Raw genomic sequence first — 23,359 nt, forward strand, 5'->3', positions numbered from 1 at the left:
TCGCTTCCCCGTCCCGCGTCGTTGACCATGGCCGCATGAACATCACCGCGCCGTCCGCCACCGGAGTCCGCACCGACTGGGGCCAGGTCCCCGAGCACGTCCGCTGCGGGCTGGAGGCGCGCCTGGGCGCACCGGTCACCGAAGCGGTGACCCAGCGCGGTGGATTCTCGCCCGGGGTCGCCGCGCGCGTGCGGCTGGCGGACGGGCGGCGTGCTTTCGTGAAGGCGGTGAGCGCCGAGGTCAACACCGGTAGCCCGGTGCTCCACCGCGCCGAGGCCCGCGTCTCCGCCGCCCTGCCGCTCGATGTTCCCGCACCACGGCTGCTGGCCGCCCACGACGACGCGACCTGGGTGGCACTCGCCTTCGAGGACGTCGACGGCCGTCAGCCCCAGGTGCCGTGGCAGGCGGACGAGTTGTCGCGCGTCCTGGACGCGGTGGGCGAGCTCGCGCACACCCTGACCCCCGCGCCCCTCGACGTCCCGGCCGTCGCGGAGAGCGAGGCCGAGTCCTTCCGGGGGTGGGAGCAGCTCCTTGACGAGGACGGAAGCTGCCGGGACCGGCTCGATCCCTGGGTCCGCCGGAACCTGGCCGCGCTGGCCGATCTCGCCGCGCCCTGGGGCCAGTTCGCCTCGGGCGACACCCTGGCGCACGGAGACCTGCGCGCCGACAACCTCCTGCTGACCGCCGACGGTCGCGTGGTCTTCGTCGACTGGCCGCACGCGGTACGAGCCGCGCCCTGGTTCGACCTGCTGCTGATGCTGCCCTGTGTGCGTTCCCAGGGAGGCCCCGAGCCGGACGCGGTGTTCACCGCGCACCCAGTGGGACGGGACGCCGAGCCCGAGGGTGTGACCGCCACCCTCGCCGCGCTGGCCGGGTACTTCGTACGCCAGTCGCTGCGCGGCGCGCCGCCCGGACTGCCCACGCTGCGCGCCTTCCAGGCCGCGCAGGGCGCCGCCGCGATCGAGTGGCTCAGGGCCCGCCTGGGCTCGCGGCTCCCGTAGCGCCCGGCGACACACCCTCGACAACGACCCGACGCGACTCCCCCGGCACTCAAGCGAAAGGCGAGTGCCGGACGTAGGCTGGAGCGCCGCTGCTGTGTCGTACGTATATTCCATGCACCCTTGTGCCGCACAGGGGATGAGAGAGGGGACCTCACCGATGGCAGGCGCTCACCCCGAAGCCACAGGAACTCCGCAGACGTCCGGCACCCCGCACGGCACGGAGGCCGGACCGCCCCTCGGCTCCGCCGCCGCACCGGACGGCGCAGCGGACGGCGCACCTGACCAGGTGACGGGCGAGTTACTCGAACTCTCCCTGGGATACCTGTACTCGGCGGCCCTGCACACCGCCGCGCGCTTCGGCATCGCCGACCACCTGGCGGACGGACCGCGCGGCGCCGAGGAGCTCGCCAAGGCCGCCGGAGTCGACGGCGCGCACCTCTACCGGCTCCTGCGGTTCCTCGCCACCAAGGGTGTCTTCCGCGAGGACGAGGAGGGTCGCTTCCACCTCACACCGCTCGCGCAGCCGCTGCGCACGGACGTGGAGCGCTCGCTGCGCGACTACATCATGGTGCGTGGCGAGCCCGTCTTCTGGCAGTCGGCGGCCCAGCTCCACGAGGCGGTCCGCACCGGCGGCACCGCCTTCGAGAACGTGTACGGCGTCCCCTTCTACGACCACATCGCCGACGTCCCGGAGCTCGGCAGGGCCTTCAACTCCAGCATGGCGGCGTTCTCCGAGACGCTCAGCAACGACGTCGTCGAGGCCGTCGACTTCTCCGGGGCCACGAGCGCGGTCGATGTGGGCGGTGGGCGCGGCGGGCTGCTGCGCGCGGTCCTGCGGCGCAACCCGCACATGACGGGCACCCTGGTCGACCTGGAGACCGTGGTGGCCGGGCACGTCCTCGACACGCCGGAGCTGACCGGACGCTGGAAGGCCCAGGCCGGGGACTTCTTCGCCTCCGTGCCGTCCGGCGCCGACGTCTACCTGCTCAAGCACGTGCTGGCCAGCTGGCCGGACGACGAGTGCGTACGCATCCTGCGGACGTGTCGCGAGGCCATGCCGGCGCGTGCCCGGCTGCTGGTCATCAACGCGATGATCCCGGCGGGCAACGACCCGCACCCGGGCAAGACCATCGATGTGCTGATGATGACGGTCCTGAACGGGAAGGGCCGCACCCGCGCGGAGTACGAGGCGCTGCTCGCCACGGCGGGATTCACGGTCGTACGCGTACTGGAACCCTCGCCGCACGCGTCCGTCATCGAGGCGGTCGTGGCCGACTGAGGCACCGCCCGACGTGAGGAGCCGGGCCGGAGCATGCCGTGTGAGGCTCCCCGGCCCGGCCCCGAAGTCACGGGCGCGCGCGGGCCCTCACGGCTGGAGCCTGCTGACCTCCCAGCCGCTCTCGGTGCGGTCGTACCGCAGCCTCTCGTGCAGCCGGTCGGTGCCGGTGGCCCAGAACTCCACGACGTCGGGCACGAGGTGGTAGGCCGTGAAGGTGACGGGGCGCGGTAACGGCTGCTGCGGTTCGCCCAACTCACGTGCCCTGGAGCGCAGTTGCGCTACGCGGTCGAGGTCGTCCAGCGGACTGCTCTGCCGGGATGCGGTGCTCATGGCGTGCGTGAAGACGGGGCGCGCGAACCACATACTGTCCGCCTCGGCGTCGGAGAGGCGGCCCACCGGACCCGCCAGCGTGATCTGCTGACTCGTCTCCCTCCAGTAAAGGACGCCGGACGCCCAGGGATTCCCGGCCAGTTCCCGGCCCTTCTGGCTGTCGGCGTGGGTGAGGAAGACGATTCCGGTGTCCGTCATCGAGCTGAGCACCACGATCCGGGAGGACGTACGTCCCTGGGTGTCGGCGGTGGCCAGGGCCAGCGCGCGCGGCTCGCGCACGCCGTGCGCGATGCTGCGCTCCAGCCATGAGGACAGCAGCCCCATCGGGCCGGGGGGCGGCGTGCGGAACTCAGGGAAGTCCACCTGGATACTGCCGGTGAGGGTCTCTGAACGAGGGGCGCCCGCACGGCCGTTGGGGGTGATGGCGGGGGTCGCGGTCGACGGGGAAAGGTCAGACATGAGGAATCCTTTCGATCGTCGAAACATCATGTCCCGCGACCCCGGCTCCGTCGACCCGGCCCGTTCCGGCCGCACCCCCGCCCCGAGCGGGATCTCAGCGGGCGCTGCCGAGGTCGCGGTCGGCGTCGGAGCCCCGCAGCATCAAGGTGGTCTCCTCGATGCGCTGGAAACGCCCGTCGGGCGCGAGGTCCGCGAACACGTACACCTCCATGCTCACCGTCGAGCCGTCCGTCTTCGTGATGTCGACGGTGTGCCGGTCGGCGTACTTGGCGCCGTCGTACAGCTCCTCGTGCACCGTGACGCGGCCGTCGGCGACGACGGTGCGCAGATGGGAGATGTGCTCGATGAACTCGGCGCGGTCGGCCCACTCCCCGTCGGTGCGCTGGCGGTACTGCGGGGTGAAGTGCCGGTCGGCCGCCTCCTCGACGGTGATGTCGCGGTTGAGGAGCAGGTCGTTCAGGGCGGCGCTGATGCCGGTGCGGTTCATGGTGGTTCCTTTCCTACGGGCCACACAAGGACGTTGTGCGTGCGTCGCGCACGCAACACTGACACCGTAACACCAACCGCGTGCGCCGCGCACGCTATTCTTTGGGGGTGGACAACGAAGTAGGGCATGAGATCGCGGACGCGCTGGGCATTCTGCTGCGCCGCACCACACGCGCACAGCTGCACAAGCAGCTCACGACCGGCATGGGCGAGGCGGTGGACGAGGTGACGTACCCGGTGCTCAGCGCACTGGCACGGACCGGGCCGCGCAGCGCGGCGGACCTGGCTCCCGACGTCGGAATCGATCGCTCCGGCGTCACCCGCCGCGCCTCCCGGCTGGAGGCCGCAGGACTCGTCCGGCGCGAGCCCGACCCCCACGACCGGCGGGCACACCTGCTCGTCCTCACCGAGGAGGGACGGCTCGCGGTGACGGAGCTCCGTAAGCGCCTGGCCGCCCACATCACGGCGAGCCTGGCCTCCTGGCCGCCGGGCGAGGCCGAGGCGTTCGCCCGCCAGCTGCGCCGCTTCACGGCGGAGGGGCCGTTCGTCCAGTGAGCGGGGTGGCCCTTCTGCCATGGCCACCCCGGAAACGCGCATGGCCCACCGCGGCGGACACGCCGGTGGGCCATGCGGGGTGCAGGGGGGGTCAGTACGTCACTGTGCCATCTCGTAGGCGCCGGACAGCGCCTCGACGCGCTCCCAGACCCGCGCCGAGCGGCCCTCGTCCACGACCGGACGCCGCACCGCGCCGAGCGCCCAGGTCTGCTGCTGCTCGGTGGCGGAGTCCTTGCCGTGCAGCTCCACCGCGTGCGCGGAGAAGTCCCGTACGAGAACGGCGAACAGCTCGTCCAGCACGTCCTCGTCCAGGCCGGTCAGGCGGGCCTGCTCCAGGATCAGCTGGCCGTGCACGACGAGTGCGAACAGCTGGCCGACGGCGAGCAGGAGGTCGAGGTCGCGGCTCTGCTCCTCGTCGGGGGCGGCGGTCGTGACGAACGCGCACAGCGCGTCGGCCTGCTCGCGGAAGCGGGCGACGTTGGGCAGCGAGGCGTACGCGTCGTAGGCCGCGCGCCAGTCGTGGAAGCGGACCGAGCCCAGCCCGCGGGCCGGGCCCTGCTGGAAGAGGAACGCGTCGTCGGCCGCGTCGAGGCGGGTGGGGACGGGCGCGTACTCGGCCGGGGCCAGCAGGTGGTTGCGCATGAACTTGAGGATCAGCGCCAGGTTGACGTGGACCGTGCCCTCAAGCTTGGGCAGTCCACGGATCTCGATCGCCGCCTGGGCGAAGTAGTTGTCCTTCTCGAAGCCCTTGGCGGCGATGACGTCCCACATGAGGTCGATGACCTTCTCGCCCTCGGTGGTCACCTTCATCTTCGTCATCGGGTTGAAGAGGAGGTAGCGGCGGTCGTCGGGCCCGGCCGAGCGGAAGTAGTCGACGGCACGGTCGCTGAACAGCTTCATGCCGACGAGACGGACGTACGCGTCGGTCAGCTCGCGGCGCACGTGCGGGAAGGCGGTGACGGGGCGGCCGTAGAGGATGCGGTTGTGCGCGTGGGTGACGGCCTCGTACATCGCGTGCTCGCAGATGCCGATCGAGGCGGTGCACAGGTTGAACTTGCCGACGTTGACGGTGTTGAGGGCGGCGTCGAAGGCGGCACGGCCGGTGTGCAGGACGTCGTCCGGGCCGACCGGGTAGTCCTCCAGACGGAACTCACTGACGTACTTGGAGGAGTCCACGACGTTCTTGACGAGGTGGTACGCGGGGTGGCGGCTGTCGGCCGCGAAGAAGACGTAGCCGTCCGGGCCCTCGATGTCGGTGCGCCGGCCGAAGACGGAGACGAGTCCGGCGGCGTTGCCGTTGCCGATGTAGTACTTGGAACCGGTGGCCCGGAAGCCGCCGTTTCCGTCGGGCTCCAGGAGCATGTCGGTGGAGTAGATGTCGGCGCCGTGCGTCTTCTCGGACAGGCCGAACGCGAACACCTCGCCCTGGGTGAGGAGTTCGGCGGCACGGGCTCGGGCGGCGGCGTTGTCGCTCTGCCAGACGGGGCCGAGGCCGAGGATGGTGACCTGCCAGGCGTACCAGTAGTCGAGGCCGTAGAACCCGAAGATCTCGTTGAGGGCCGCGATCCGGGCGGTGTCCCACCGCTGGTCCTCGTTGCCGGCGTCCGAGGCCGGGGTGAGGAAGGTCGCGAAGAGGCCTTCCTTGGCGGAGAACGCCAGGAAGTCCGCCAGCCAGGCGCGGGAGCGGTAGTCCTCGATCAGCTTGCGCTTGCCGCGCGCCTCGAACCAGTCGACGGTGGCGCGCAGCAGCCTGCGGGTCTCGGGGTCGAAGTGCGCCGGGTCGTAGGTACGCGGGTTGAACAGGAGGGCGTCGGCCATGAGGGGTCGCCTTTCGAAAGGGGTCGGGAGGAGTCGGGAACGAAAATCAGCGGTCATCGGTCATCCGTCATCGATCACTGGCACTGGTCATCGGTGGTCGGTGAGCCGGTGGTCAGCCGCTGGATGGTGGCGAGGACGTCGTCGAGCCAGGCGATCGTCATCCGCTCGTACGCGATGCCGCCCCGCAGCACGACGTGCTGGAGCTCCTGGCCGGTGTCGAGCGGCGCGGGGGCGCACGGCCCGGTGAAGTCGCGCAGCTCGCCGGCGAGGTAGTGGGCGAGCCGGTCGCTGTGCACCTGGCGATGCCGCTCGACCTCGTGGATCACCGCGGCCGGGTCGTCGAAGGCCGCGCCGCGGATCTTCACGGCGAGGTCGTGCCGCAGGCTCTCGGGTTCGATCGGCTCGTGCAGCCACTGGGAGAGGGCGGCGTGGCCGGGGCCGGCGACGGAGTACTCCTTCTTGTCCGGCCGGCCCTCTTGGGCCACCTCGCGGACGGCGAGCAGGCCGTCGCTCTCCATACGCTTGAGGACGCGGTAGATCTGCTGGTGCGTCGCCGTCCAGAAGTAGCCGATGGACCGCTCGAAACGCCGGGCCAGCTCATAGCCTGAGCCGGGCCTCTCCAGCAGGGAGACGAGGATCGCGTGTTCGAGCGCCATACCGCGATCCTTCTATGCAACTCGTTGCATAGCCAAGCCGCACCGCCCGAGTGAGACCCGGATCACCCGGGACCGCGGGGCGGTGCGGCTCGTCGGGGCCGGGGTTCGCGCGGCGGATGGGACGGCGGTGGGGGGCTGCGGCGCCGTCAGAGCGAGGCACCCTCGGTGCCGGTCGCGGCGCGGTCCGTCGCCGGGTTGGCGGGCAGATGCCGGTACAGGAACGCGATCTCGGCCTGGACGGCTCGCTCGTGGCCGTCGAGGAAGGGTTCGTAGTGGCCGCCCGGCATACGGACGAGTTCCCCGCGCGGTGCCTGCCGGGCGGCGCCGGCGGCGGGCCCGGCGAGCGCCGACTGGTCCTGGTCGCACACGAGGACCAGCAGCGGGCACGCGATCCGGGAGGCGTGGCGGCCGGGCCGGTAGACCATCAGACGCAGGGCGGTGCGGGCGGCGACTGTCTGCTGCCATTCCGGGTAGGCGTTGCCCGGGTTGAGCGCCCTGTCGCCGTCGATCCCGTCGGGTGTGGTGAGCAGCGCGACGGTCCCGGGTTCGCCCGCGAGCGGCACCAACAGGGGCCGCAGGCCGACCGGTTGGCCGAGTACGTCGAGCAGGGCCCTGCCCATCGTGCGCAGTGCCGCGAGCGGCTTCTGGTGGCGGGCCGCGGCGCGGGTGGCCGCCGGTCCGTCGGCGAGCGGCGTCTGCGCGATCGCCGCCGCCAGCTGCGGGTTGCGCGCCGCGACGGGGAAGACGTGGCCGCCCGACAGGGAGAAACCCCAGGCCACGACTCTGGCCGGGTCGACCCCCGGCAGGGTCGCGGCACAGGCGATCGCGGCCTGCCAGTCGGCCAGTTGCTCACCGATGGGCAGCACCTGGCGCGGGTGACCGCCGCTCTCCCCCAAGTGCCGGTAGTCGAAGGCGAGGACGCTGAACCCGGCCTCGTGGAACCGCCTGGCGAACGGGTCGGTGCCGGGCTCCTTGGTCACCGCGCCACCGGCGGCCATGATCACGCATGCCCGATTGGTACCCGGATAGTGCCAGGCGACGCATTCCTCGCCACCACTGATGAATCGGACCTTCTGCCGCTCCACGGACATACCCATGCCGACCTCCGAGTGGTTGAGGCTCAACCCCACGAAGAAGTGAACCACGTGGTTCACATACTGTCCATGAGGATCAACGGGCCTCGCTGGGAGGCGAGTCGAGCGACTTGACGAGGCCGGTCGGGGGCTGCCTGGGCCCACGCGTACGCGCCGCCATCCGCCTCAGGACGGGGCGGCGCCGGCAAATCGTCGTTCTCACTCAGGTCACACCGCCTCCTCCCGCTCCAGCGCACGGGCCAGGGCCTCGAACCCCGCCGCTGTCCCCGCGGCGTCGCCGCTGGTCCGCGCGTCCACCAAGAAGCCCCGCAACGTCGCGAGGATCATCGCCGCCACCTCGTGCTTGCGCTGTACGGGCCAGTGCTCCGGGCATACGGACAGCAGCACGGGCAGGTACTGCTCCGACGCCCCCCGGCCGAGTTCCGCGTAACGCTCGGGGTCGTACATCGCCAGGCCGATGGCCTGCTCGAGCACGCGCGCCTCCGCGCCGACCAGGTCGGGCCACACCGCGCGCACCCAACCCGCGAGCGTGCGCCGGTCCGCCCCCTCGGTGGCGGCCGCCCACGCCTGCCCGATGCGCTTCTCGCGCAGTTGGTGGATCGCCTGCTTGAGCAGGTCGTCGGCTCCGTCGAAGTGGTAGAGGAGCACCTTGTGCGTCGTGCCCGCCGCCCGCGCGGCACGCCGTAGCGAGAAGTCGACGAGGCCGTTGACGGCGAGGTCGTCGGTGACGCGGTCGAGCAGCTCGCGGCGCCTGGCCTCGCCGCGCGGCGAGCCCGCCGACCGGCGGTAGCCCGCTTGCTTCGGTGTGCCGTCGTAGGCGGAAGTGTCCATGCGGACAGCTTCCACGATCGCGTACGCGCTCCGCGAACGTACGGGCGTCCCTGTGCGGCCGGGCCGCGATCACGCCCGCGATCGCCCGTATATGAAACATAGATGCGCCGCTGGGAGACTCGGACGCAGAACAACCCGCAGGCCAGGCCGTAGCGCAGGCCTCCTCGGTCTCCTCGGCTTCCTCGAAAGACAGGGAATTCCCGTGCAGCACAACCTGAAGTCCGGCGCCCGCCGTATGACCGTTCTCGTCCCGGCGCTCCTCGCTGCCCTCGTCGCCGTCTCGGGGCCGGTCCTCTCCGCGGCCCACTCCGGTGACACGGCACGGCCCTCCCTGGCCGACGGCCCCGCCCACCCCGGAAAGGGAGACACCGAGGAGTTCAACACCAAGGCGTGACGGCGGCTGTCACCGGGGTCATGCCGGTGTAGGGCGGACCCCCCTGCCCTGCACCGCCATGACCCCGGTGGCGTCCACGAGCAGCCTCGCCTGCGCGGCCTCGGGCAGGCCCGCCCGGGTGAAGACTTCCAGCGCCTCCCGGGAGTGGGCCAGCGCCTGTCCGTGGTGACCGGCGCCGGCGGCGATCCGGGCGTGGATCAGCAGCGCGTAGCCCCGGTCGCGGTCACGGTCGGGCACGGTCCGGAAGTACGCCACCGCACGGGCGGCCGCGTCCAGTGCCGGCTCGACGCGGCCCAGGGCGTTCAGCGTCTCGGCGTACCGGTACAGGGCCTGCGCCCGGCGCCCCGGGATCCGCTCGGCCTCGCAGACATCGAGGCACTGCGTGTAGTCGGCCAGAGCCTCCGGCAGGCGGTCCAGCTCGTGCAGGGCCTGGCCGCGCACGCACAGCGCGTGGGCGATGCCGTGGTGGTCCGCCATCGCGCGCAGGGCGCTCAACGCCTCGTCGCAGGCGGGCAGCGCCTCGTCGGCCCTGCCCCCGCGGATCCTGGCGAGCGCGGCGTTGAGGGTGGTGGTCAGTCCGCCCGACCGGTTGCCCAGCTCCCGGGCCAGGGCGAGCGCCTGGTCGAAGTGGTCCGCCGCGTCGTCGTAGCGCTGCTCGAACTGGGCGATGACACCGAGGTCGTTGTAGGCCTGTTGCAGGATGGCGCGGTCCCCGGCCCGGCGGCATGCCTCGGCGGCCCGTTCGGACTCGGCCCGGGCCTGGGTCAGCTGGGTCGCCTGGAGGGCCGCGTTGCCGCAGATGAAGTGGGCACGCCCGGCCGCGCGGTGGTTGCCGTGCTGCGCCGAGAGGCGGGCCAGCGCCCTTGCCGTCAGGGCCATCTGCCCGTACGGAACGTCGTGGCCGAAGGAGCTGAGGGCCACCAGGAGGTCCGCTGCCACCGTCAGCAGCTCCGGTTCGGCGCCGTCCCCCCGCGCGACCAGGAGCTGGACGGCGTGGAGAGCGCAGTCGAACTCCGTCACGACCCAGGCCCGTGCCTGCGCCAAGGTCGCGAGCCGGTGCTCCGCCGGCTCCCCGCTCACGACGGAGATGGTGCTGTGCACCGGGTCTCCCGGCACCATCCGCTGGAACGCTTCGGCCGCCATGCGTAGCAGATGGGTGAGCAGCCGGCGCTCTACCGCGAAGTCCGCGTCGGACGGATCGGTCTCCGGATGCGGCAGGTGCAGGGCGAAGTCCCGGCCGAGCTCGTGGTAGCGGTACCGCCCCGCTTCCGGCGATTCCAGCAGCGCGGCGTCCACCAGCGCTTCCAGGAGGGTCTCCGTCTCCGGCTCGCCCAGACCCAGTGCCGCCGCCGCGGCGGGCAGACCGATGCTCGGCCACGCCACCGGGGCGAGCGAACGGAACACCATGGCCTGCGGCGCGGTCAACTGGCGGTAGCCGAGCTCGAAGACGGCGGAGACGGCCAGGTCGTCGGCCCGCAGTTCGCTCAGCCGCCGTCGTTCGTCGGCCAGCCGGGCGAGCAGGTACGCCACGGTCCAGCCGGGCCGGGCGGCCAGGCGGGCGGCCACGATGCGTACCGCCAGCGGCAGATGGGCGCAGGCGCCGGCCAGGGCGACCGCGGCGGTCTCCTCCTGGTCCACCCGCTGTGCGCCGACGATGTGCCGCAGCAGGGACAGGGCCTCCGTCGGGCTGAACTCCGTGAGCTGGACATGGGTGCCGGACGGCACACCGGAGAGGTGGGCCCGGCTCGTCACCACGACCGCGCAGTGCACGGCGCCCGGCAGCAGCGGCTTGACCTGTGCGGTGTCGCGGGCGTCGTCGAGCAGCAGGAGGACCCGGCGGCCGTCGAGGACCGTACGGAAGAGCCGGGCGCGGTCCTCCACGGAGCCGGGTACCTCCTGGCGTGCCACACCCAGGGCGGACAGGAAGCTGGCCAGGACGGCGCCGGGGTCGGCCGCGTCCGCGCCGGTGCCGCGCAGGTCCGCGTAGAGCTGGCCGTCGGGGAACTCCTCCTTGACGCGATGGGCCACCCGCAGGGCCAGCGCGCTCTTGCCTATGCCGCCCATGCCGCTGACGGTGGCGACGGCAAGGGCGGTGCGCTCCTGATCGGTGAGGGCCTCGCACAGCGCGGAGAGCGTTTCGGCCCGGCCGCTGAAGTCAGCGATGTCGGCGGGGAGTTGGGCCGGTCGCGGCAGGGGTGCCGGTCCCGTGCCCTGGGCGTCGGCGGTCTCGTCCCGGGTGGACGGCGACGCGGCGGGGGCCGGCGTGACCAGCTCGGCGTCCCCGGCCAGAATCCGCTGGCGCAGCGTGCGCAGCTCCGGCCCGGGGTCAAGACCCAGCTCCGCCGCGAGCACCTCGCGCGCCGTGCCGAACACGGCCAGCGCGTCGCCCTGGCGCCCGGCGGCGTACAGCGCGCGCATCAGAAAGCCGTAGGGGCGCTCGCGCAGCGGCTGTTCGCCGATGAACGCGGTCAGTTCGGGGATGACCTGGGTGTGCCGGCCCAGCAGGATGTCGAGGGCGAACCGTTCCTCCAGCAGTTGCCGGCGCAGCTCGGACAGACGGGAGCGCTGCTGTTCGGCGAACGGCCCGGGCACCCCCGCCAGCGGTTCGCCGCGCCACAGCCCCACGGCCTCGGCGAGCAGCGCGGCCCCCTCGTCGTACCGTCCGGCCTCGCGGGCCCGGGCCGCGTCCGCGGCCAACTGCTCGGCGCGGAAGGCGTCGACCGAGGCGGGCGGGACCGCGAGGCGGTAGCCGTCGTTGACGGAGGCCAGCACCTGCGGATCGCGGCCGCCACTCTCCAGGATCTTGCGCAGCCGCCACACATAGGTCCGCAGGATCATGACGGCTGAGCCGGGTGCCGCCTCGCCCCATACGGCGCTCATCAGCTCGTGCAGGGGGACGACGTGGCCGGAGCGGAGCGCCAGTGCGGCGAGGGTCGCCTGCTGCTGGGGCGGGCCACCGGGCACGACGGTCCCGCCGAGCTGAATGCCCATGGATCCGAGCACGAAGAATTCCACAGTTCCCCCGGCGTGCGCGCACAACTCTCACCGGCTGCTGGTCTCCAGCGATCTGGCGCAAACCGGTAAACGGAGGATCATCTTACGGGGTGGGGGATGGCGACCAGATGCGCTGCGATGGCGTCCGGCTTCACCCCGATGGACGGTACGTCGGCCAACGGCACCCACACGAGGCGGTACTGGTTGTCGCCGCAGTCGCGCTCGCTCTCCGGGCCGCCGAGGCGCGGTGTGCCGGTGGCCGGGCCCATCACGAAGTAGTGCTCGGTGCGGCCCGCGTTGTCGAGGGTGTGCAGCAGTGACTCCACGGTGGCGGTCAGCCCCGTCTCCTCGGCCAGTTCACGCACGCACGCCTGCTCGGGTGCCTCCCCCTCCTCGACCCCTCCGCCCGGCAGGGTGTAGTACTCCGCGCCGGCCTTGCGGCGGTGGATCAGCAGCACGGCGCCGTCCTTGCGGACGATGGCCACGGCCCGGGATTTCATCGGGTTCTCCCATGATCGACAAGTGTGCGCAGGACGTTACCGAGGTCGTCGCGCTCGTTCCAGAAGCGCAGGACCAAAGCGGTGCACGCGGCCCGGTCGGCGGGCTCAAGCGTGTCGAGGTCGAGGACACCGACCGCCCGCATGACCAGGTAAGGAGCCAGTTCGCGGCCGAGGAGCTGGGGGCCGAAGGCGTCGTGGAAGACCTCCAGCAGACGGCTCAGCAGGTCGGCCCTGGCAGGTGAGAGCCGGTGGGCGAAGTCGATGTGGAGGGTCGCGGTGCGGGGGTCCGGGCGTGCTGCGCACAGCGGGGCCGCGTCGGCGTAGGGAGCCTCCCGCCACCGGTAGGCGGCCGGATGGTATTTGGGGAACAGGTAGCCGCCGCCGAGGAAGAGCGACCAGAAGGCGGTCGCCAACTCCCCGCGCACGTCGTTGTGTCCGGCGTTGCTCAGGTCGACGAAGACCGCTCCCCTGCCCACGTTGGTCTCGCTGAAGTCGCCCTGGGACAACATGCATTCCCGCGCGCCGAGATCGCGGAAGAAGGCAGCGGTGCCTTCCATGGCGTCCCGCATCGCCACCGGCTGCGGCACCGAGTTGACCACCACCCGCTGGTCCAGCCACGGCCGATGGCGCTCGAAGTACCACGGCACGAGCCGTTCGGTGACGCGGCGGGCGAAGAAGGCGTCGATGGGCGACTCCGAACACACCGTACGCCGGGCGCAATTGGCGCGGATCCGGTCGAGCAGCGGCTCCACCTCCCGCTCCGGCACCAGGGTGCCGGCCCGCTCTGCCCGGCACAGCAGGTCGAACAGGGTGCCCCGCCCGAGCCCCATCGAGGGAAGGTACTCGTACACCATGACCGTCCCCGCGTCCGTGCGCAGCAAGGACAGCAAGGCCGGCACCCGGTTGCCCGCCGCCCCGAACTCGAGATACCCGGCGAGTTCGGCGATGGCCGCTCCGGCGCGTACGTATTTGAAGAAGTACGGCCGCCCGTTCCGCTGGGCGAAACCGCAGGTCGAGTTCTTCAACTCGCTCACGTCGGTGATCCGGTAGCCCAGGGAGGCCAGCGCGTGCCGCCAGGCGGGGCCGACGGCCGACGGCACGGGGCCGAGGATCTCGACGCCGCTGAGCGCCTCCACACCGGCCCAGTCCCGCGCGTCGGCCCGGTCGGCCAACAACTGCCGCAGGGAGACCGCGGCCGCCGGCGCGGTCACGGGGCCCCGGCCAGGCCGGTGCGCACCCACTCGGCCGCGCGGGCCGCCGTCGTCTCCCGCTCCGCGCCCGGCAGACCGAGTGCGTCGGCGTCCTTCAGCAGGTCCTCGACGATGTCCTGGACGCGCTGCTGGTAGGCGATGAAGCTGTCGCGGTAGGCCTCCTTGGGGCCCGCGACGCGCAGCGCGTCGTCGCCGTGCACGTCCACCCCGCACTCCCAGTACGAGAAGGTCGGCGCCAGTGCGGCCTTGCGGTCGAAGCACTCCGCCACGGGTGTGCGCAGATGGAGGGTGCGGTGCGGCAGGGCGGCCGGGGCCAGCAGCCCGGTCAGCCACTCCCGGTCGCAGCCGCGTGCCTCCGAGCGGCCCATGACGGAGTACAGGTAGCGGTCCATGATGACGACGCCTCCTGCGGCGAGGTGCGGGAGCACCTCCCGGTTGACGAGGTCGACGAGCGAGGCGGCGTACATGAGCGCCATGGTGTAGGGATCCCAGTTGTCGTACTTGCCGCGCGCCTTGGCGTGCCAGATCAGCGGGTTCCGGATGAACGCACAGACCCGGACGGACCAGCCGTCGGCGGTCAGCGCCGCCTTCAGCAGCCCGATCTGCGTGGTCTTGCCCGCGCCGTCGGGCCCCTCCACCGCGATGAGCCGGTACGGCGACACCGCCTCGGCGGCCGCCGGGCCGATGTTGCGCACCGGGGCCAGGCGGGGGTAGGGACGGATCACCTCGGCCGGGCCGGGAACGTCGTCGTCGATCTTCACAGTGCGGTACTCCTACGGATCATGCGGGAAATCTGAGGATCAGCCGACGGGCAGCGGAGCCGCGTCGACGGGCAACGGAGCCGCGTCGACGGGCGCCGGGGCTGGCAAGGCTGGGACTGCGGCCAGGTACTGCTCGAACCAGTTCAGGACGGACGCCGCGACCGCCACGACCTCGTCCCGCCCCATCGCCCGGTACTCCGCCCGGCTCGGGATGCGGGCCCTGTCCGCGGCGGGGAACATCTCGTCGAAGAGGGTGGAGATGGCGGTCGGGTCGGTCTCCTCGGCACCGGCGAGCCGCAGCAGCATCTTGGCGGCGTTCAGCACCGACTTGTACAGGCCGTAACGGCTCATCTCGACGCCCAGCAGGGGGCGCCGGATCTCGTGCAGGGTCCTGGCCAGGTACTGGATGGTCTGCTGGTGGCGCTGGGGCGCCGCGAAGTTGGGCAGTCGCAGGTCCGCGCTGACGTACTGGCAGCCGATCCGGCCCTGCTGGAGCGAGTGCAGCGTGCTGAAGGTGCGCGAGTCGCAGCGTTGCAGCAGCAGCTCGTGGCGGGTCAGTACGGTGATGCCGAGTTTGACGTCCAACTCGCCCCGCAGCCGCGCGAGTTCGGCGGCCAGGTCGACGGTGCAGCCCGCCTCTACGCCCACCAGGACGTCGAGGTCGCTGAGGTCGGGGTCGGCGGTGCCGAAGCCGACGCTGCCGGCCACGGTGAACAGCAGCAGCCGCTCGCCCAGCGCGGTCCGGATCCCCCGCAACGTGGTGGCCGCCGCGCGGCGCAGCCCGGTCGGGGCCGCCAGTTCCAGCGGCCCGGTCATCCGCAGGGAGGCCGCGGCCGGTCGCGCGGTGGCGCCGGTCATCAGCCGGTCCAGCGCGAGCTCCAGGTCCGGGCGCGGGCCGCTGTTGTCGATGCGCAGGTCGCAGAAGCCGGCGATCCGGTCGGCTCCCCGCGCCAGCTTGACCTCGTCGTTACGGGCCAGGGCCGCGGGGTCGACGAGCGAGCGCCGGGCACGCACCGGCGGGGCGGCGTCCAGGTAGACCACACTGAGACGCTCGCCGAGCAGGCGCTTCAGCTCCCGGGTGAGCTCGGGGCGGTGCAGGCTCTCGATGGTGTAGTCGAGCAGGTAGTAGTGCGCGCGGGCGTACCGGTCCAGCTCCTCGACCACCAACTCGGCCAGCAGGTGGGGCTCTTCGTCGTACGGGGCCGCGAGGCCGTGCCGGGTGGCGGCGAGCTCGACGAGGTAGCCCAGCTTCAGCCGGGTGGTGCCGAACCGGCGGCGCAGATACTCTCCGGCGCTGCTCTTGCCGCTCTCCGACAGGCCACCAAGGCCGACGACCCGCCGGACATCGCCCAGCAACGGCCGTGCCTGGAGCCCGATTTGAGCCAGGTGGGACCGTAGCTGATTCTGCACCCCGACGATGTCGGCCCGGTTCGCCTCGATCACCGCATGGTGGAGACAGCGCCGAGTTTCGAGGGCGGTGTGCAGCAGGTACTGGTAGCGGGCGTACCGCTCGTCCGCGACGCGCTCGCGTCCGACGCTGAGCGCGGCCCCCTCGGCCGCCGGGCCCAGGGACAGCAGCACGCTGTACGCCTCGGGGGCCGCGTCCCCCACGACTTCGGCCCGTATCTCGGCGACCATGGCCTCCGCGTCCGGCGCCGAACGGCCGTCCTTGAGCATGACGGAGGCGACGCAGCTCGCCTCGACGGTGGCCAGACCGCGGTCGAGGATCACCCAGCCGGACTGGTCGCCGGGCTGATCGCCGGACTGGTCGCCGCGCTGGTCGGTGAGCGTGTCCAGCCGTCGGCGGTAGCCTTCCAGGAGCAGCCTGACCAGCTCCTCGCTCCGGGATTCGGTGAACCACCAGTGGGCCAGCCCCGCGCCGCGGAGCTTCGGCCACTGCGGGAGGTAGTGGTGGACACCTCCGCCGATGCGCACCTCGTCGCCGGTCGCCCGACTCAGCAGCCTCAACTGGGTGGTCTTGCCGGCGTTGTCGGCGCCGTCGAGAGCGATGACACGAGGCTGGGGCCGGTCCTCGCCCCTCGTCGTCGGCGCCTGGGAGGGCTGGGGGCCCTTCACGAGGCCCAGTCCTGCTGGAAGTCGGTGTGCAGGCTCAGTCCGCCGTCGATGAGGACGGACTGCCCGGTGATGTAGCGGGCCGCGTCCGACAGCAGGAAGAGGGCGAGAGCGGCCACCTCGTCCGGCTGTCCGATCCGGCCCAGCGGGATGCGTGCCTCGGCCCGGGCCTTCTTGTCGCGGTCCGACACCCAGTCCTGGTTCATCTCCGTGTCGATGGCACCCGGCGCGATGGCGTTGACCCGGATCCCGTACCCCGCGTACTCAAGGGCCAGGGTGGTGGTGAGCATCCGCAGGGCCGCCTTGCTCGCCGCGTAGCTGGCGAACCCGGGCTTGGGGACGGTCTCGTGGACGCTCGTGATGTTCAGGACCGCGCCGCGGACCCCGCTGCGCACGAAGTGGTCGAGAGCAGTCCTGGCGCACAGGAAAGCCCCGACCAAATTGGTGTCCAGCACACGGGAGAAATCCGCCAGAGAATGCAGGTGAGTGGCCGAGGGGAGCTGCTCACCGGCATTGTTCACCAGAAAATCGAGGGAGTTGGTCCCGCTCAGCGCAAGCTGGTACATGTCCTTCACCGCACCTTCCGATGAGACATCCGCTTCGATGAGCCGGTAGTCGGCTCCGAGCCCCTCCAGGTGTTTCCGGGTTTCCCTTTCCCGGCGCCGGCCTTCCGTACTGCTCCAGTCCCGGTCGTTGAGCACCACACGGGCGCCGGACCGGGCCAGGCCCCAGGCTATCGATCGGCCGATTCCGGAACCCGCACCGGTTATCAGGGCACTTTTGCCTGCCATCGGCAGCTGGTCGGTCATGGCTGGCCGAACCCCTCTCATCTACTGGTGAGCAGCTCAGCCTGGCAAGCTTCCATATATCCCTGATCTACGGCGAAGCGGTCGCGCATATACGGCTCATCAACGAATTATCTATACGCGAGAAAAACGACCGACGGCTTTGGATCCGGGCTTGACGGGGAGTTTTGAACGGTCCTATGTTTCTGGGGCACCCCCGACGGACCGAGAAACAGAAGGGAGGGAATGAAAATGCGAGCTCACAAGGTGTCGCTCCGTCCGCGTCTGGACAAGACGTCGACGAAGCAGCGGTAATTTCCGCTCATAAAAGCAGGGCGGAGCACTTGCTCCGCCCTGCTTTGTCTCTCCGCTTGAAGTCTCTCCGCTTGAAGTCTCTCCGCTCTCACCGTCCGAGCACTCCCAGGGAAAGGCCGAGATGCCCAGCTCGCCCACCGTCGTCGAACCTTCCGCACTGCCGACGATCGCACTGCTGGACGAGCGGTTGCGCACGACCAGCATCTGCCTCGCCGTCCGCTACGGCTCCCGCGACGACCCGGCGGACCACGGCGGCCTCGCCCACCTGCTGGAGCACACGTTGATGTCGGCGCCGCTGGACGGGCGCCCCTCGTTCTGCGAGCAGGTGGAACGGCTCGGCGGCCACGCCAACGCCGAGACCGGTCTCGACATCATGCTCTTCTACGCCCAGGTGCACGCCGACGACGCCGACGCGGTGGCCCGGCTGCTGCACCAGGCCGTGCTCCGGCCGGAGTTGACCGAAGAGGTGCTGGACACCGAACGCGACGCGGTCCTGCAGGAACTCGCCGCGGCGCAGGCCGACCCGGGCGACGTCGTCCAGGACGCCTTCCTGGCCCGGCTCTTCCCCGCCCACCCGCTGGGCCGGCCGGTAGGCGGCGACGTGGAGCGGATCCGCCGGATCACCCTCCCCGACGTACGGGAGGGATACCGCACCAGGTTCCTCACCAGCGCCATGACGCTGGTCGTGACGGGCCCCCGGCTGCCGCGGCTCGACGGCCTCGGCCGGACCGTGCCGGCCGCCGCCGTGCCGCGGCCCGCCCAGGCCCTGCCCCCGCTCGCCGCGACCACAGACACCGCCGTGACCTGGCCCGACGAATACGGCTGGGTCTGCGTCGGCGCCCGCTCCGCCCCGGCCGACGACCCCCGGCGCCGCCGCTTCGCGATCCTGGCCCAACTCCTCGGGGACAGCCCGTCGTCCCCGCTCTACCGCCGACTGCGTACGGAGGCCGGGCTGGCCTACTCGTTCGCGTGCTGGGACCGCGGCTATCAGGAAGCGGGCGCGTGGCGCGTCCTGGTCGGCGTCGAGCCCGGCAACGGCGAGACGGTCGTGGCCGTCGTACGCGGGATCCTGGCCGAGCTGGCGAGTGCCGGACCCGACCCGGACGACTTGGCGGCCGCCCGCCGACAGGCCCGGATGCGGCTGATCCTGGACAGCGAATCACCACTGGACCATCTGCGGATGGTGGCCCAGCGCACCCGCGCGGGCACCACCGACTGGTCACTGGCCGCCGAGTTGGCGGCCCTGGACGCCGTGGACGCGGAACAGGTCCGGGCCGCGGCGGCCGAGGTCCTGAGCGAGCTGACCGTCGTCGTACGACCGGAGGCATCATGAGCACCTCCACCCCCACCCCCACCCCCACCCCCACCCCCGCCACCGTCACCGTCACCGCTCCCGCCCCCGTCACCGCCCCCGCTGTCGTCTCGCCCGCCTATCTGGCCCGGGCCCACGAGCAGGGGATCCGGGCCCAGATCGCCCACCACCTCTATGTGGCAGGAGCGCAGACCGACCCCGTCACCCAGGAACAGGCCTGTCTGGTGGAGTACGCCGCACCGGAGCTGCTGGCGGCTCCCGCCGCCCTGGCCGAGCTGGAGCGGCGGCTCGCCGACGCCCACCCCGAGGCCGGTGAGCTGCTGCTGCGCGCGCCCGGCCACCTCACGCTGCCCGCGCCCTGGCGTCCGTCGATCAGCTATGTACGCCACACCGGATCCGTGACGCAAGCCCCTGAGCTCCCGGCCGGCCTCGGCATCGAGGCGGCCGCGCCGGAGCACGACGCGCTGATCGCCGGATGGCTGGCCCGCGCGATCGCGGACGGCTACGGGCAGGCGTCCGGCAACTCCCCGAGCACGGAGCTGATCGAGGCCGCGGCCGCGGAGGTGCTCGACGCCTCCGACCGGGTCTCCTTCCTGCTGACCCGGGACGGCCGCCCGGTCGGTCACGCGTCGGTGCTGACCGAGGCCCAGGACGAGGTCACCGGCACCGAGTTCATCGACCTGTTCGACCTGCTGGTCGAGGAGAGCGATGTGGTACGGCCCGGCACCACCGCACTGGTCGCCGCGTGCGCCGCGCTCGCCGCCGAGCGGCGACGGCCGCTGTTCGGCAACGTCGTGCACGACGACACCGGCCCCGACAGCGGCGCCCGGGTCGTGGCCTCCCTGCTGGAGCGCGGCTGGCTCCTCGACCACCGTTTCTGGCGCCGCCCCCGCCCCGAGGAGGAGCCCTCCGTATGAGCACGTCCGTACGCGCCGACTCGGTCGATCTGCCGCTGCTCTACCGGCTGTTCGACCTCTCGCCCGACGACGACCTGCGCGTCCTGGTCCGCCGTGCCCGGGCCACCCGCGAAGCACTCGTGCAACTGGTCTTCTCGGTCGCCGAGCGGGCCGGACACCGGCTCGGCACCGGATCCGCCGACGAACTGCGCCGCGCCCGGGCCCGCGCCGACGGCTACCGCCGCCTGCACACCGCCGTCTCGGCCGCCCACTCCGTCCACGTACTCAAGGGACCGGCGATCGCCCAGCACTACCCCGAAGGCGTCCTGCGACCGACGGGCGACCTCGATCTGGTCGTCGCCGACGAGAGGGAACTCTGGAGCGTCGTCCGGGTGGTGCTCGGCCACCAGGCCGTCGAGCACCTGGACTACTCCCTGGTCGACGGCGAGCAGCGGCACATGATGGCCACCCTCTCCTGGGCCCCGCTGGATCCCCTGCTGGACCGCGACGCCAAGGTCGACGTGGGCACCGCCGCCTACTTCGGGGACGGCGCGGTGCTGCCCGTGCGCTCCCGGCCCCCGTCGGACGAGGTGCTCACCAGCCTCCTGGCGATCGCGGAGGAACGCTTCCAGCGCGCCTTCCACGCCGTCGACGCGATCGACGTGATCGTCCTGTCCCAGGTCGGCCCGGACTCGGTGGCGGACGCCGAGGCGGCGGTCCGCGAGTTCCGGCTGGCCCCCGAGGTGTCGGAACTGCTCGCCCACGCGGGCCGGTGCGCGCCGCTCGGCCCGTTCGAGGAGCTCCGCCGACGCCTGGAACCGGCCGCCGCGCTGGAGCGCGAGCGGCGCTCCGAGACCGCCGCCCGGGGAACCGCGCCGGCCGTCCGCGTCCGCTACGGCATGGAACTGCGCCGGGCCCACCGCCCCGACTGGCGGCGCGCGGTGGAGCACCACGCGGGCGGCGACACCCTGATGCTGACCCCGGTGGGCGACTACCTGCTGGTCGAGTCCGAGCTGGTCGCACCCGACCGCTACGAGAAGGCGCTCTCCGCCCTCCCCCACCTCCCCGAAGGACCCCGATGAGTGCCATCGAGATACGCGCGCTGTGCCGCGACTACGGCGAAGGCCGGGCCGGCGCCAAGCGGACCCAGGCCCTCAGCGCTGTGGACCTGACCGTCGAACTCGGCGAGGTGCACGGCCTGGTCGGCCCCAACGGCGCGGGCAAGACCACCCTGTGCAAGATCCTCTCGACCGTACTGGAAGCCACCTCCGGCACCGCCGGCGTGCTGGGTCACGACGTCACCACGGACCCGGCGGCCGTCCGCCGCCACATCGGGATCGTCTTCGGCGGCGACCGGGGGCTCTACGGACGCCTCAACGCCCGGCAGAACCTGCGCTTCTGGGCCGCCATGTACGGGCTGCACGGCGCCGCGCTGCGCCTGCGGGTCGACGAACTGCTGGAGCGCCTCGGCCTGGCCGACCGGGCGGGCGACCGCGTCGACACCTTCTCGCGCGGCATGAAACAGCGGCTGCACCTGGCCCGTGGCCTGGTCGGTGACCCACGCGTGCTGCTCCTCGACGAGCCCACCGTGGGCATGGACCCGGTGGCCGCCCGCGACTTCCGCTCCCTCGTCGGCGAGCTCCGCGCGGAGCGCAGGACCGTGTTGATGACCACGCACGACATGGCCGAGGCCGAGGCGGTCTGCGACCTGGTGACCATGATCGACCGGGGGCGGGTGCTCCTCACCGACACGCCCTCCGCCATCGGCCGGGTGGTGCCCCGGTACGAGCGCGTGGTCGCCGGCGCGGTAACGGAGGCGACGCGCGAGGCGCTCGCCGCGCTGCCGGGCGTCGTCTCGGTCGAGCAGGAGCCGTCCGGCCGGCTCGGCGTGGAGACCGCCGACTCGTCGGTGACCCGTGTCGTCCTGCGACTGCTCGTGGAGGCCGGAGTGTCCGAACTGACCACCCAGCGGCCGAACTTGGAGGACGCCTACCTCCACCTCATCGGCGACCGAGGGATGACGGTCGGCTGATGCGGATCTTCCTCACCGGCTTCCGGTTCCAGCTCAGGGTCGCCTGGGGCGCCCCGGACACCTTGCAGATCTGCGTCACCGCCCCGCTGTTCACGCTGGTCTTCATGGCCATCTCGGAACACGCGGAGCGGCCCGACCTCGCCCCGTTCGCCATCGTGTCCCCCACCCTCATGTCGCTGTGGACGCTGGCCCTGTTCATCGCGGGCGAGCTGATCGGCGACGAGCGCAGGTCCGGCACCCTGGAGGCGCTGATCGCCGTACCGGCCCGGCTCTCCACCCTGGTGATCGGGCGGATCTGCGCGGTCACCACGCTCGGTCTGCTCTCCTTCGCGGAGGCGTGGCTCGTCGCCGGGCTCGTCTTCGACCGGTGGCTGGCGGTGCGCCACCCGCTCCCGTTCGTCCTGTGCCTGGTGGCGACCGCGCTCGCGATGGCCGCCACCGCGACCGTCTTCTCCCCGCTGTTCATCCTGATGCCCTCGGCCCGAACGGTCCAGAACACCCTCACCTACCCGTTCTACCTGCTCAGCGGTGTCCTCATCCCCGTGGCGATGCTGCCGTTCTGGCTCCGGCCCGCATCCCACCTGATCTTCCTCTCCTGGAGCGGCGACCTGCTGCGCGACAGCCTGGCCGGGCCGGCCCCGCACGACGTCGTCGCCCGGCTGGCTGCCGTCCTGGCGCTGGGCGCCGCGAGCTATCTGATCGGCATGGCGCTGCTGCACCGCGTGCTGCGCCGAGTCCGCCGACTAGGAACGCTGTCCCACTCATGAGCCTCACGACATCGATCACCGCGCCCGCGCGCATCATCCGCTACAGCGCCGCCAACGCGCTGGCCGACATGCGCGCCATGTACACCTGGAAGACCTGGACGTTCGGCTGGCTGGGCCGGATGCTGGCCCAGGTCACCTTCTTCGCCGTCTTCGGCCACGTCATCGGCTCCGCCGAGCAGACGCGTTACCTTCTCGTCGGCAACGCCGTCATGACCTGCGTCATCGAATCGATGATGGTCGTCGTCTCCACCACCTGGGAGCGGCGGGTCGGCACGCTCACCCTGCTGAGCGCGGCCCCGGCCCCGCTCTCCTGGGTGTTCATCGGCCGCAGCCTGCAGTGGCCGGTCAGCGGGACGGCCACGTCGCTGGTCGCGCTGTTCGGCCTGGGACCCGCGTTCGGGGTGCACTGGCAGCCCGGGCAGATCCTGCCCGTTGCGGCGCTGGTCGTCCTGACCGCGGCGACCACCTACTGCTTCGGCCTGTTCGTCGCGGCGGCCGCCTTCAACGCCGACGGCGCCCGCAACATCATCTCCAACGCCGCCTATCTGCTCATGATGGCGGTCTGCGGAGTCCAGGTGCCGACGTCGTACTGGCCCGACTGGGTACGGGCGGTGGCGCAGGCGATCCCCCTCACCCACACGCTCAAGGCGATCCGTTCCGTGGTGGGCGGCGACGGCCCCGCCCACGCCCTGATCCCGGCCTGCTGGGCCGTCCTGCTGGGGGTCGGCTGGCTCACCGCCGCCACCTGGACGTTCCAGCTGATGGCCCGTCGGGGCCGCCGCTCGGGCTCGATGGGAACGGGTGCCTGAC

22 protein-coding genes are annotated in these 23,359 nt (G+C 71.9%); 10 read left to right on the top strand and 12 right to left on the bottom strand.

The annotated features are described in order from the left end of the window. Positions 1-35: 35 nt before the first annotated feature. On the top strand, positions 36-1,001 hold the full coding sequence (locus AB0G17_RS11395; RefSeq protein ID WP_361379234.1) for a phosphotransferase: 966 nt from the start codon (positions 36-38) through the stop codon (positions 999-1,001). Between the two features lie 157 nt (positions 1,002-1,158). Next, positions 1,159-2,280: a methyltransferase gene (locus AB0G17_RS11400; RefSeq protein ID WP_361379237.1), complete on the top strand. Its 1,122-nt coding sequence runs from the start codon at positions 1,159-1,161 to the stop codon at positions 2,278-2,280. Positions 2,281-2,367: 87 nt separating this feature from the next. Here the strand turns inward: AB0G17_RS11400 and phzG are convergent, their stop codons facing one another. Beyond that, positions 2,368-3,069, bottom strand: a complete 702-nt coding sequence (phzG, locus tag AB0G17_RS11405; protein ID WP_361379240.1) for a phenazine biosynthesis FMN-dependent oxidase PhzG — start codon at positions 3,067-3,069, stop codon at positions 2,368-2,370. Positions 3,070-3,163: 94 nt separating this feature from the next. Beyond that, a complete protein-coding gene (locus AB0G17_RS11410; protein ID WP_361379243.1) occupies positions 3,164-3,556 on the bottom strand; it encodes a nuclear transport factor 2 family protein in 393 nt (130 codons plus the stop codon). A gap of 107 nt (positions 3,557-3,663) precedes the next feature. Between AB0G17_RS11410 and AB0G17_RS11415 the strand changes: the two genes are divergently transcribed. Continuing rightward, complete coding sequence (locus AB0G17_RS11415; RefSeq protein WP_361379246.1) at positions 3,664-4,110, top strand: MarR family winged helix-turn-helix transcriptional regulator; 447 nt, start codon at positions 3,664-3,666, stop codon at positions 4,108-4,110. 99 nt (positions 4,111-4,209) lie between these two features. Here the strand turns inward: AB0G17_RS11415 and AB0G17_RS11420 are convergent, their stop codons facing one another. The 4 genes from AB0G17_RS11420 to AB0G17_RS11435 all read right to left on the bottom strand — a co-directional run bounded on the left by AB0G17_RS11420 (position 4,210) and on the right by AB0G17_RS11435 (position 8,509). Next, positions 4,210-5,928, bottom strand: coding sequence for an acyl-CoA dehydrogenase family protein (locus AB0G17_RS11420; RefSeq protein WP_361379249.1), 1,719 nt, complete (start codon positions 5,926-5,928; stop codon positions 4,210-4,212). Positions 5,929-6,002: 74 nt separating this feature from the next. After that, positions 6,003-6,584: a PadR family transcriptional regulator gene (locus AB0G17_RS11425; protein WP_361379252.1), complete on the bottom strand. Its 582-nt coding sequence runs from the start codon at positions 6,582-6,584 to the stop codon at positions 6,003-6,005. A gap of 146 nt (positions 6,585-6,730) precedes the next feature. After that, positions 6,731-7,738, bottom strand: a complete 1,008-nt coding sequence (locus AB0G17_RS11430) for an alpha/beta hydrolase (protein ID WP_361379255.1) — start codon at positions 7,736-7,738, stop codon at positions 6,731-6,733. Positions 7,739-7,885: 147 nt separating this feature from the next. Continuing rightward, positions 7,886-8,509, bottom strand: coding sequence for a TetR/AcrR family transcriptional regulator (locus AB0G17_RS11435; protein ID WP_361379258.1), 624 nt, complete (start codon positions 8,507-8,509; stop codon positions 7,886-7,888). Positions 8,510-8,711: 202 nt separating this feature from the next. Here AB0G17_RS11435 and AB0G17_RS11440 point away from each other — a divergent pair, with 202 nt between their 5' ends. After that, on the top strand, positions 8,712-8,903 hold the full coding sequence (locus tag AB0G17_RS11440; protein WP_361379261.1) for a hypothetical protein: 192 nt from the start codon (positions 8,712-8,714) through the stop codon (positions 8,901-8,903). Positions 8,904-8,921: 18 nt separating this feature from the next. Here the strand turns inward: AB0G17_RS11440 and AB0G17_RS11445 are convergent, their stop codons facing one another. The 6 genes from AB0G17_RS11445 to AB0G17_RS11470 form a co-directional block, all read right to left on the bottom strand. Further along, positions 8,922-11,894 (bottom strand): BTAD domain-containing putative transcriptional regulator, encoded by a 2,973-nt coding sequence (locus AB0G17_RS11445; protein WP_361379264.1) that lies wholly within the window; start codon positions 11,892-11,894, stop codon positions 8,922-8,924. A 101-nt stretch (positions 11,895-11,995) separates the two neighbouring features. Further along, positions 11,996-12,397 carry an NUDIX domain-containing protein gene (locus AB0G17_RS11450; RefSeq protein WP_361379267.1) on the bottom strand — a complete coding sequence of 134 codons (402 nt, stop codon included), beginning with the start codon at positions 12,395-12,397 and terminating at the stop codon, positions 11,996-11,998. After that, entirely contained in the window at positions 12,394-13,608 is a 1,215-nt protein-coding gene (locus AB0G17_RS11455; RefSeq protein ID WP_361379270.1) for a hypothetical protein, read from the bottom strand. The genes AB0G17_RS11450 and AB0G17_RS11455 overlap by 4 nt, the downstream gene beginning before the upstream one ends. Then, positions 13,605-14,369 carry a hypothetical protein gene (locus tag AB0G17_RS11460; RefSeq protein ID WP_361379273.1) on the bottom strand — a complete coding sequence of 255 codons (765 nt, stop codon included), beginning with the start codon at positions 14,367-14,369 and terminating at the stop codon, positions 13,605-13,607. The genes AB0G17_RS11455 and AB0G17_RS11460 overlap by 4 nt, the downstream gene beginning before the upstream one ends. 39 nt (positions 14,370-14,408) lie before the next feature. Continuing rightward, positions 14,409-16,445: a hypothetical protein gene (locus AB0G17_RS11465; protein WP_361379276.1), complete on the bottom strand. Its 2,037-nt coding sequence runs from the start codon at positions 16,443-16,445 to the stop codon at positions 14,409-14,411. Next, positions 16,442-17,272 carry a glucose 1-dehydrogenase gene (locus AB0G17_RS11470; protein ID WP_361379279.1) on the bottom strand — a complete coding sequence of 277 codons (831 nt, stop codon included), beginning with the start codon at positions 17,270-17,272 and terminating at the stop codon, positions 16,442-16,444. The genes AB0G17_RS11465 and AB0G17_RS11470 overlap by 4 nt, the downstream gene beginning before the upstream one ends. Positions 17,273-17,663: 391 nt before the next feature. Here AB0G17_RS11470 and AB0G17_RS11475 point away from each other — a divergent pair, with 391 nt between their 5' ends. From AB0G17_RS11475 to AB0G17_RS11500, 6 genes are read left to right on the top strand one after another with little or no spacing between them, the layout of a single operon-like run. Further along, positions 17,664-18,875, top strand: coding sequence for a pitrilysin family protein (locus AB0G17_RS11475; protein ID WP_361379282.1), 1,212 nt, complete (start codon positions 17,664-17,666; stop codon positions 18,873-18,875). After that, positions 18,872-19,771, top strand: coding sequence for a hypothetical protein (locus AB0G17_RS11480; protein WP_361379285.1), 900 nt, complete (start codon positions 18,872-18,874; stop codon positions 19,769-19,771). Before AB0G17_RS11475 ends, AB0G17_RS11480 begins: the two co-directional genes overlap by 4 nt. Then, a complete protein-coding gene (locus AB0G17_RS11485) occupies positions 19,768-20,832 on the top strand; it encodes a nucleotidyltransferase family protein (protein ID WP_361379288.1) in 1,065 nt (354 codons plus the stop codon). The genes AB0G17_RS11480 and AB0G17_RS11485 overlap by 4 nt, the downstream gene beginning before the upstream one ends. Beyond that, a complete protein-coding gene (locus tag AB0G17_RS11490) occupies positions 20,829-21,782 on the top strand; it encodes an ABC transporter ATP-binding protein (protein ID WP_361379291.1) in 954 nt (317 codons plus the stop codon). The genes AB0G17_RS11485 and AB0G17_RS11490 overlap by 4 nt, the downstream gene beginning before the upstream one ends. Continuing rightward, complete coding sequence (locus AB0G17_RS11495) at positions 21,782-22,549, top strand: ABC transporter permease (protein ID WP_361379294.1); 768 nt, start codon at positions 21,782-21,784, stop codon at positions 22,547-22,549. The genes AB0G17_RS11490 and AB0G17_RS11495 overlap by 1 nt, the downstream gene beginning before the upstream one ends. After that, the gene (locus AB0G17_RS11500) at positions 22,546-23,358 is read left to right on the top strand and encodes an ABC transporter permease (protein WP_361379296.1); all 813 of its coding nucleotides are present in this window, start codon (positions 22,546-22,548) and stop codon (positions 23,356-23,358) included. Before AB0G17_RS11495 ends, AB0G17_RS11500 begins: the two co-directional genes overlap by 4 nt. Position 23,359: the final 1 nt, after the last annotated feature.

Origin of the sequence: Streptomyces sp. NPDC023838 (genome assembly GCF_040639555.1) — a bacterium.
Taxonomy (GTDB): Bacteria; Actinomycetota; Actinomycetes; order Streptomycetales; family Streptomycetaceae; genus Streptomyces.

Coding starts and splice junctions, on each gene's coding strand:
- AB0G17_RS11395 (WP_361379234.1), top strand. CDS start 36: ATGAACATCACCGCGCCGTCCGCCACCGGAGTCCGCACCGACTGGGGC.
- AB0G17_RS11400 (WP_361379237.1), top strand. CDS start 1,159: ATGGCAGGCGCTCACCCCGAAGCCACAGGAACTCCGCAGACGTCCGGC.
- phzG (WP_361379240.1), bottom strand. CDS start 3,069: ATGTCTGACCTTTCCCCGTCGACCGCGACCCCCGCCATCACCCCCAAC.
- AB0G17_RS11410 (WP_361379243.1), bottom strand. CDS start 3,556: ATGAACCGCACCGGCATCAGCGCCGCCCTGAACGACCTGCTCCTCAAC.
- AB0G17_RS11420 (WP_361379249.1), bottom strand. CDS start 5,928: ATGGCCGACGCCCTCCTGTTCAACCCGCGTACCTACGACCCGGCGCAC.
- AB0G17_RS11425 (WP_361379252.1), bottom strand. CDS start 6,584: ATGGCGCTCGAACACGCGATCCTCGTCTCCCTGCTGGAGAGGCCCGGC.
- AB0G17_RS11435 (WP_361379258.1), bottom strand. CDS start 8,509: ATGGACACTTCCGCCTACGACGGCACACCGAAGCAAGCGGGCTACCGC.
- AB0G17_RS11445 (WP_361379264.1), bottom strand. CDS start 11,894: ATGGGCATTCAGCTCGGCGGGACCGTCGTGCCCGGTGGCCCGCCCCAG.
- AB0G17_RS11450 (WP_361379267.1), bottom strand. CDS start 12,397: ATGAAATCCCGGGCCGTGGCCATCGTCCGCAAGGACGGCGCCGTGCTG.
- AB0G17_RS11470 (WP_361379279.1), bottom strand. CDS start 17,272: ATGAGAGGGGTTCGGCCAGCCATGACCGACCAGCTGCCGATGGCAGGC.
- AB0G17_RS11475 (WP_361379282.1), top strand. CDS start 17,664: ATGCCCAGCTCGCCCACCGTCGTCGAACCTTCCGCACTGCCGACGATC.
- AB0G17_RS11480 (WP_361379285.1), top strand. CDS start 18,872: ATGAGCACCTCCACCCCCACCCCCACCCCCACCCCCACCCCCGCCACC.
- AB0G17_RS11485 (WP_361379288.1), top strand. CDS start 19,768: ATGAGCACGTCCGTACGCGCCGACTCGGTCGATCTGCCGCTGCTCTAC.
- AB0G17_RS11490 (WP_361379291.1), top strand. CDS start 20,829: ATGAGTGCCATCGAGATACGCGCGCTGTGCCGCGACTACGGCGAAGGC.
- AB0G17_RS11495 (WP_361379294.1), top strand. CDS start 21,782: ATGCGGATCTTCCTCACCGGCTTCCGGTTCCAGCTCAGGGTCGCCTGG.
- AB0G17_RS11500 (WP_361379296.1), top strand. CDS start 22,546: ATGAGCCTCACGACATCGATCACCGCGCCCGCGCGCATCATCCGCTAC.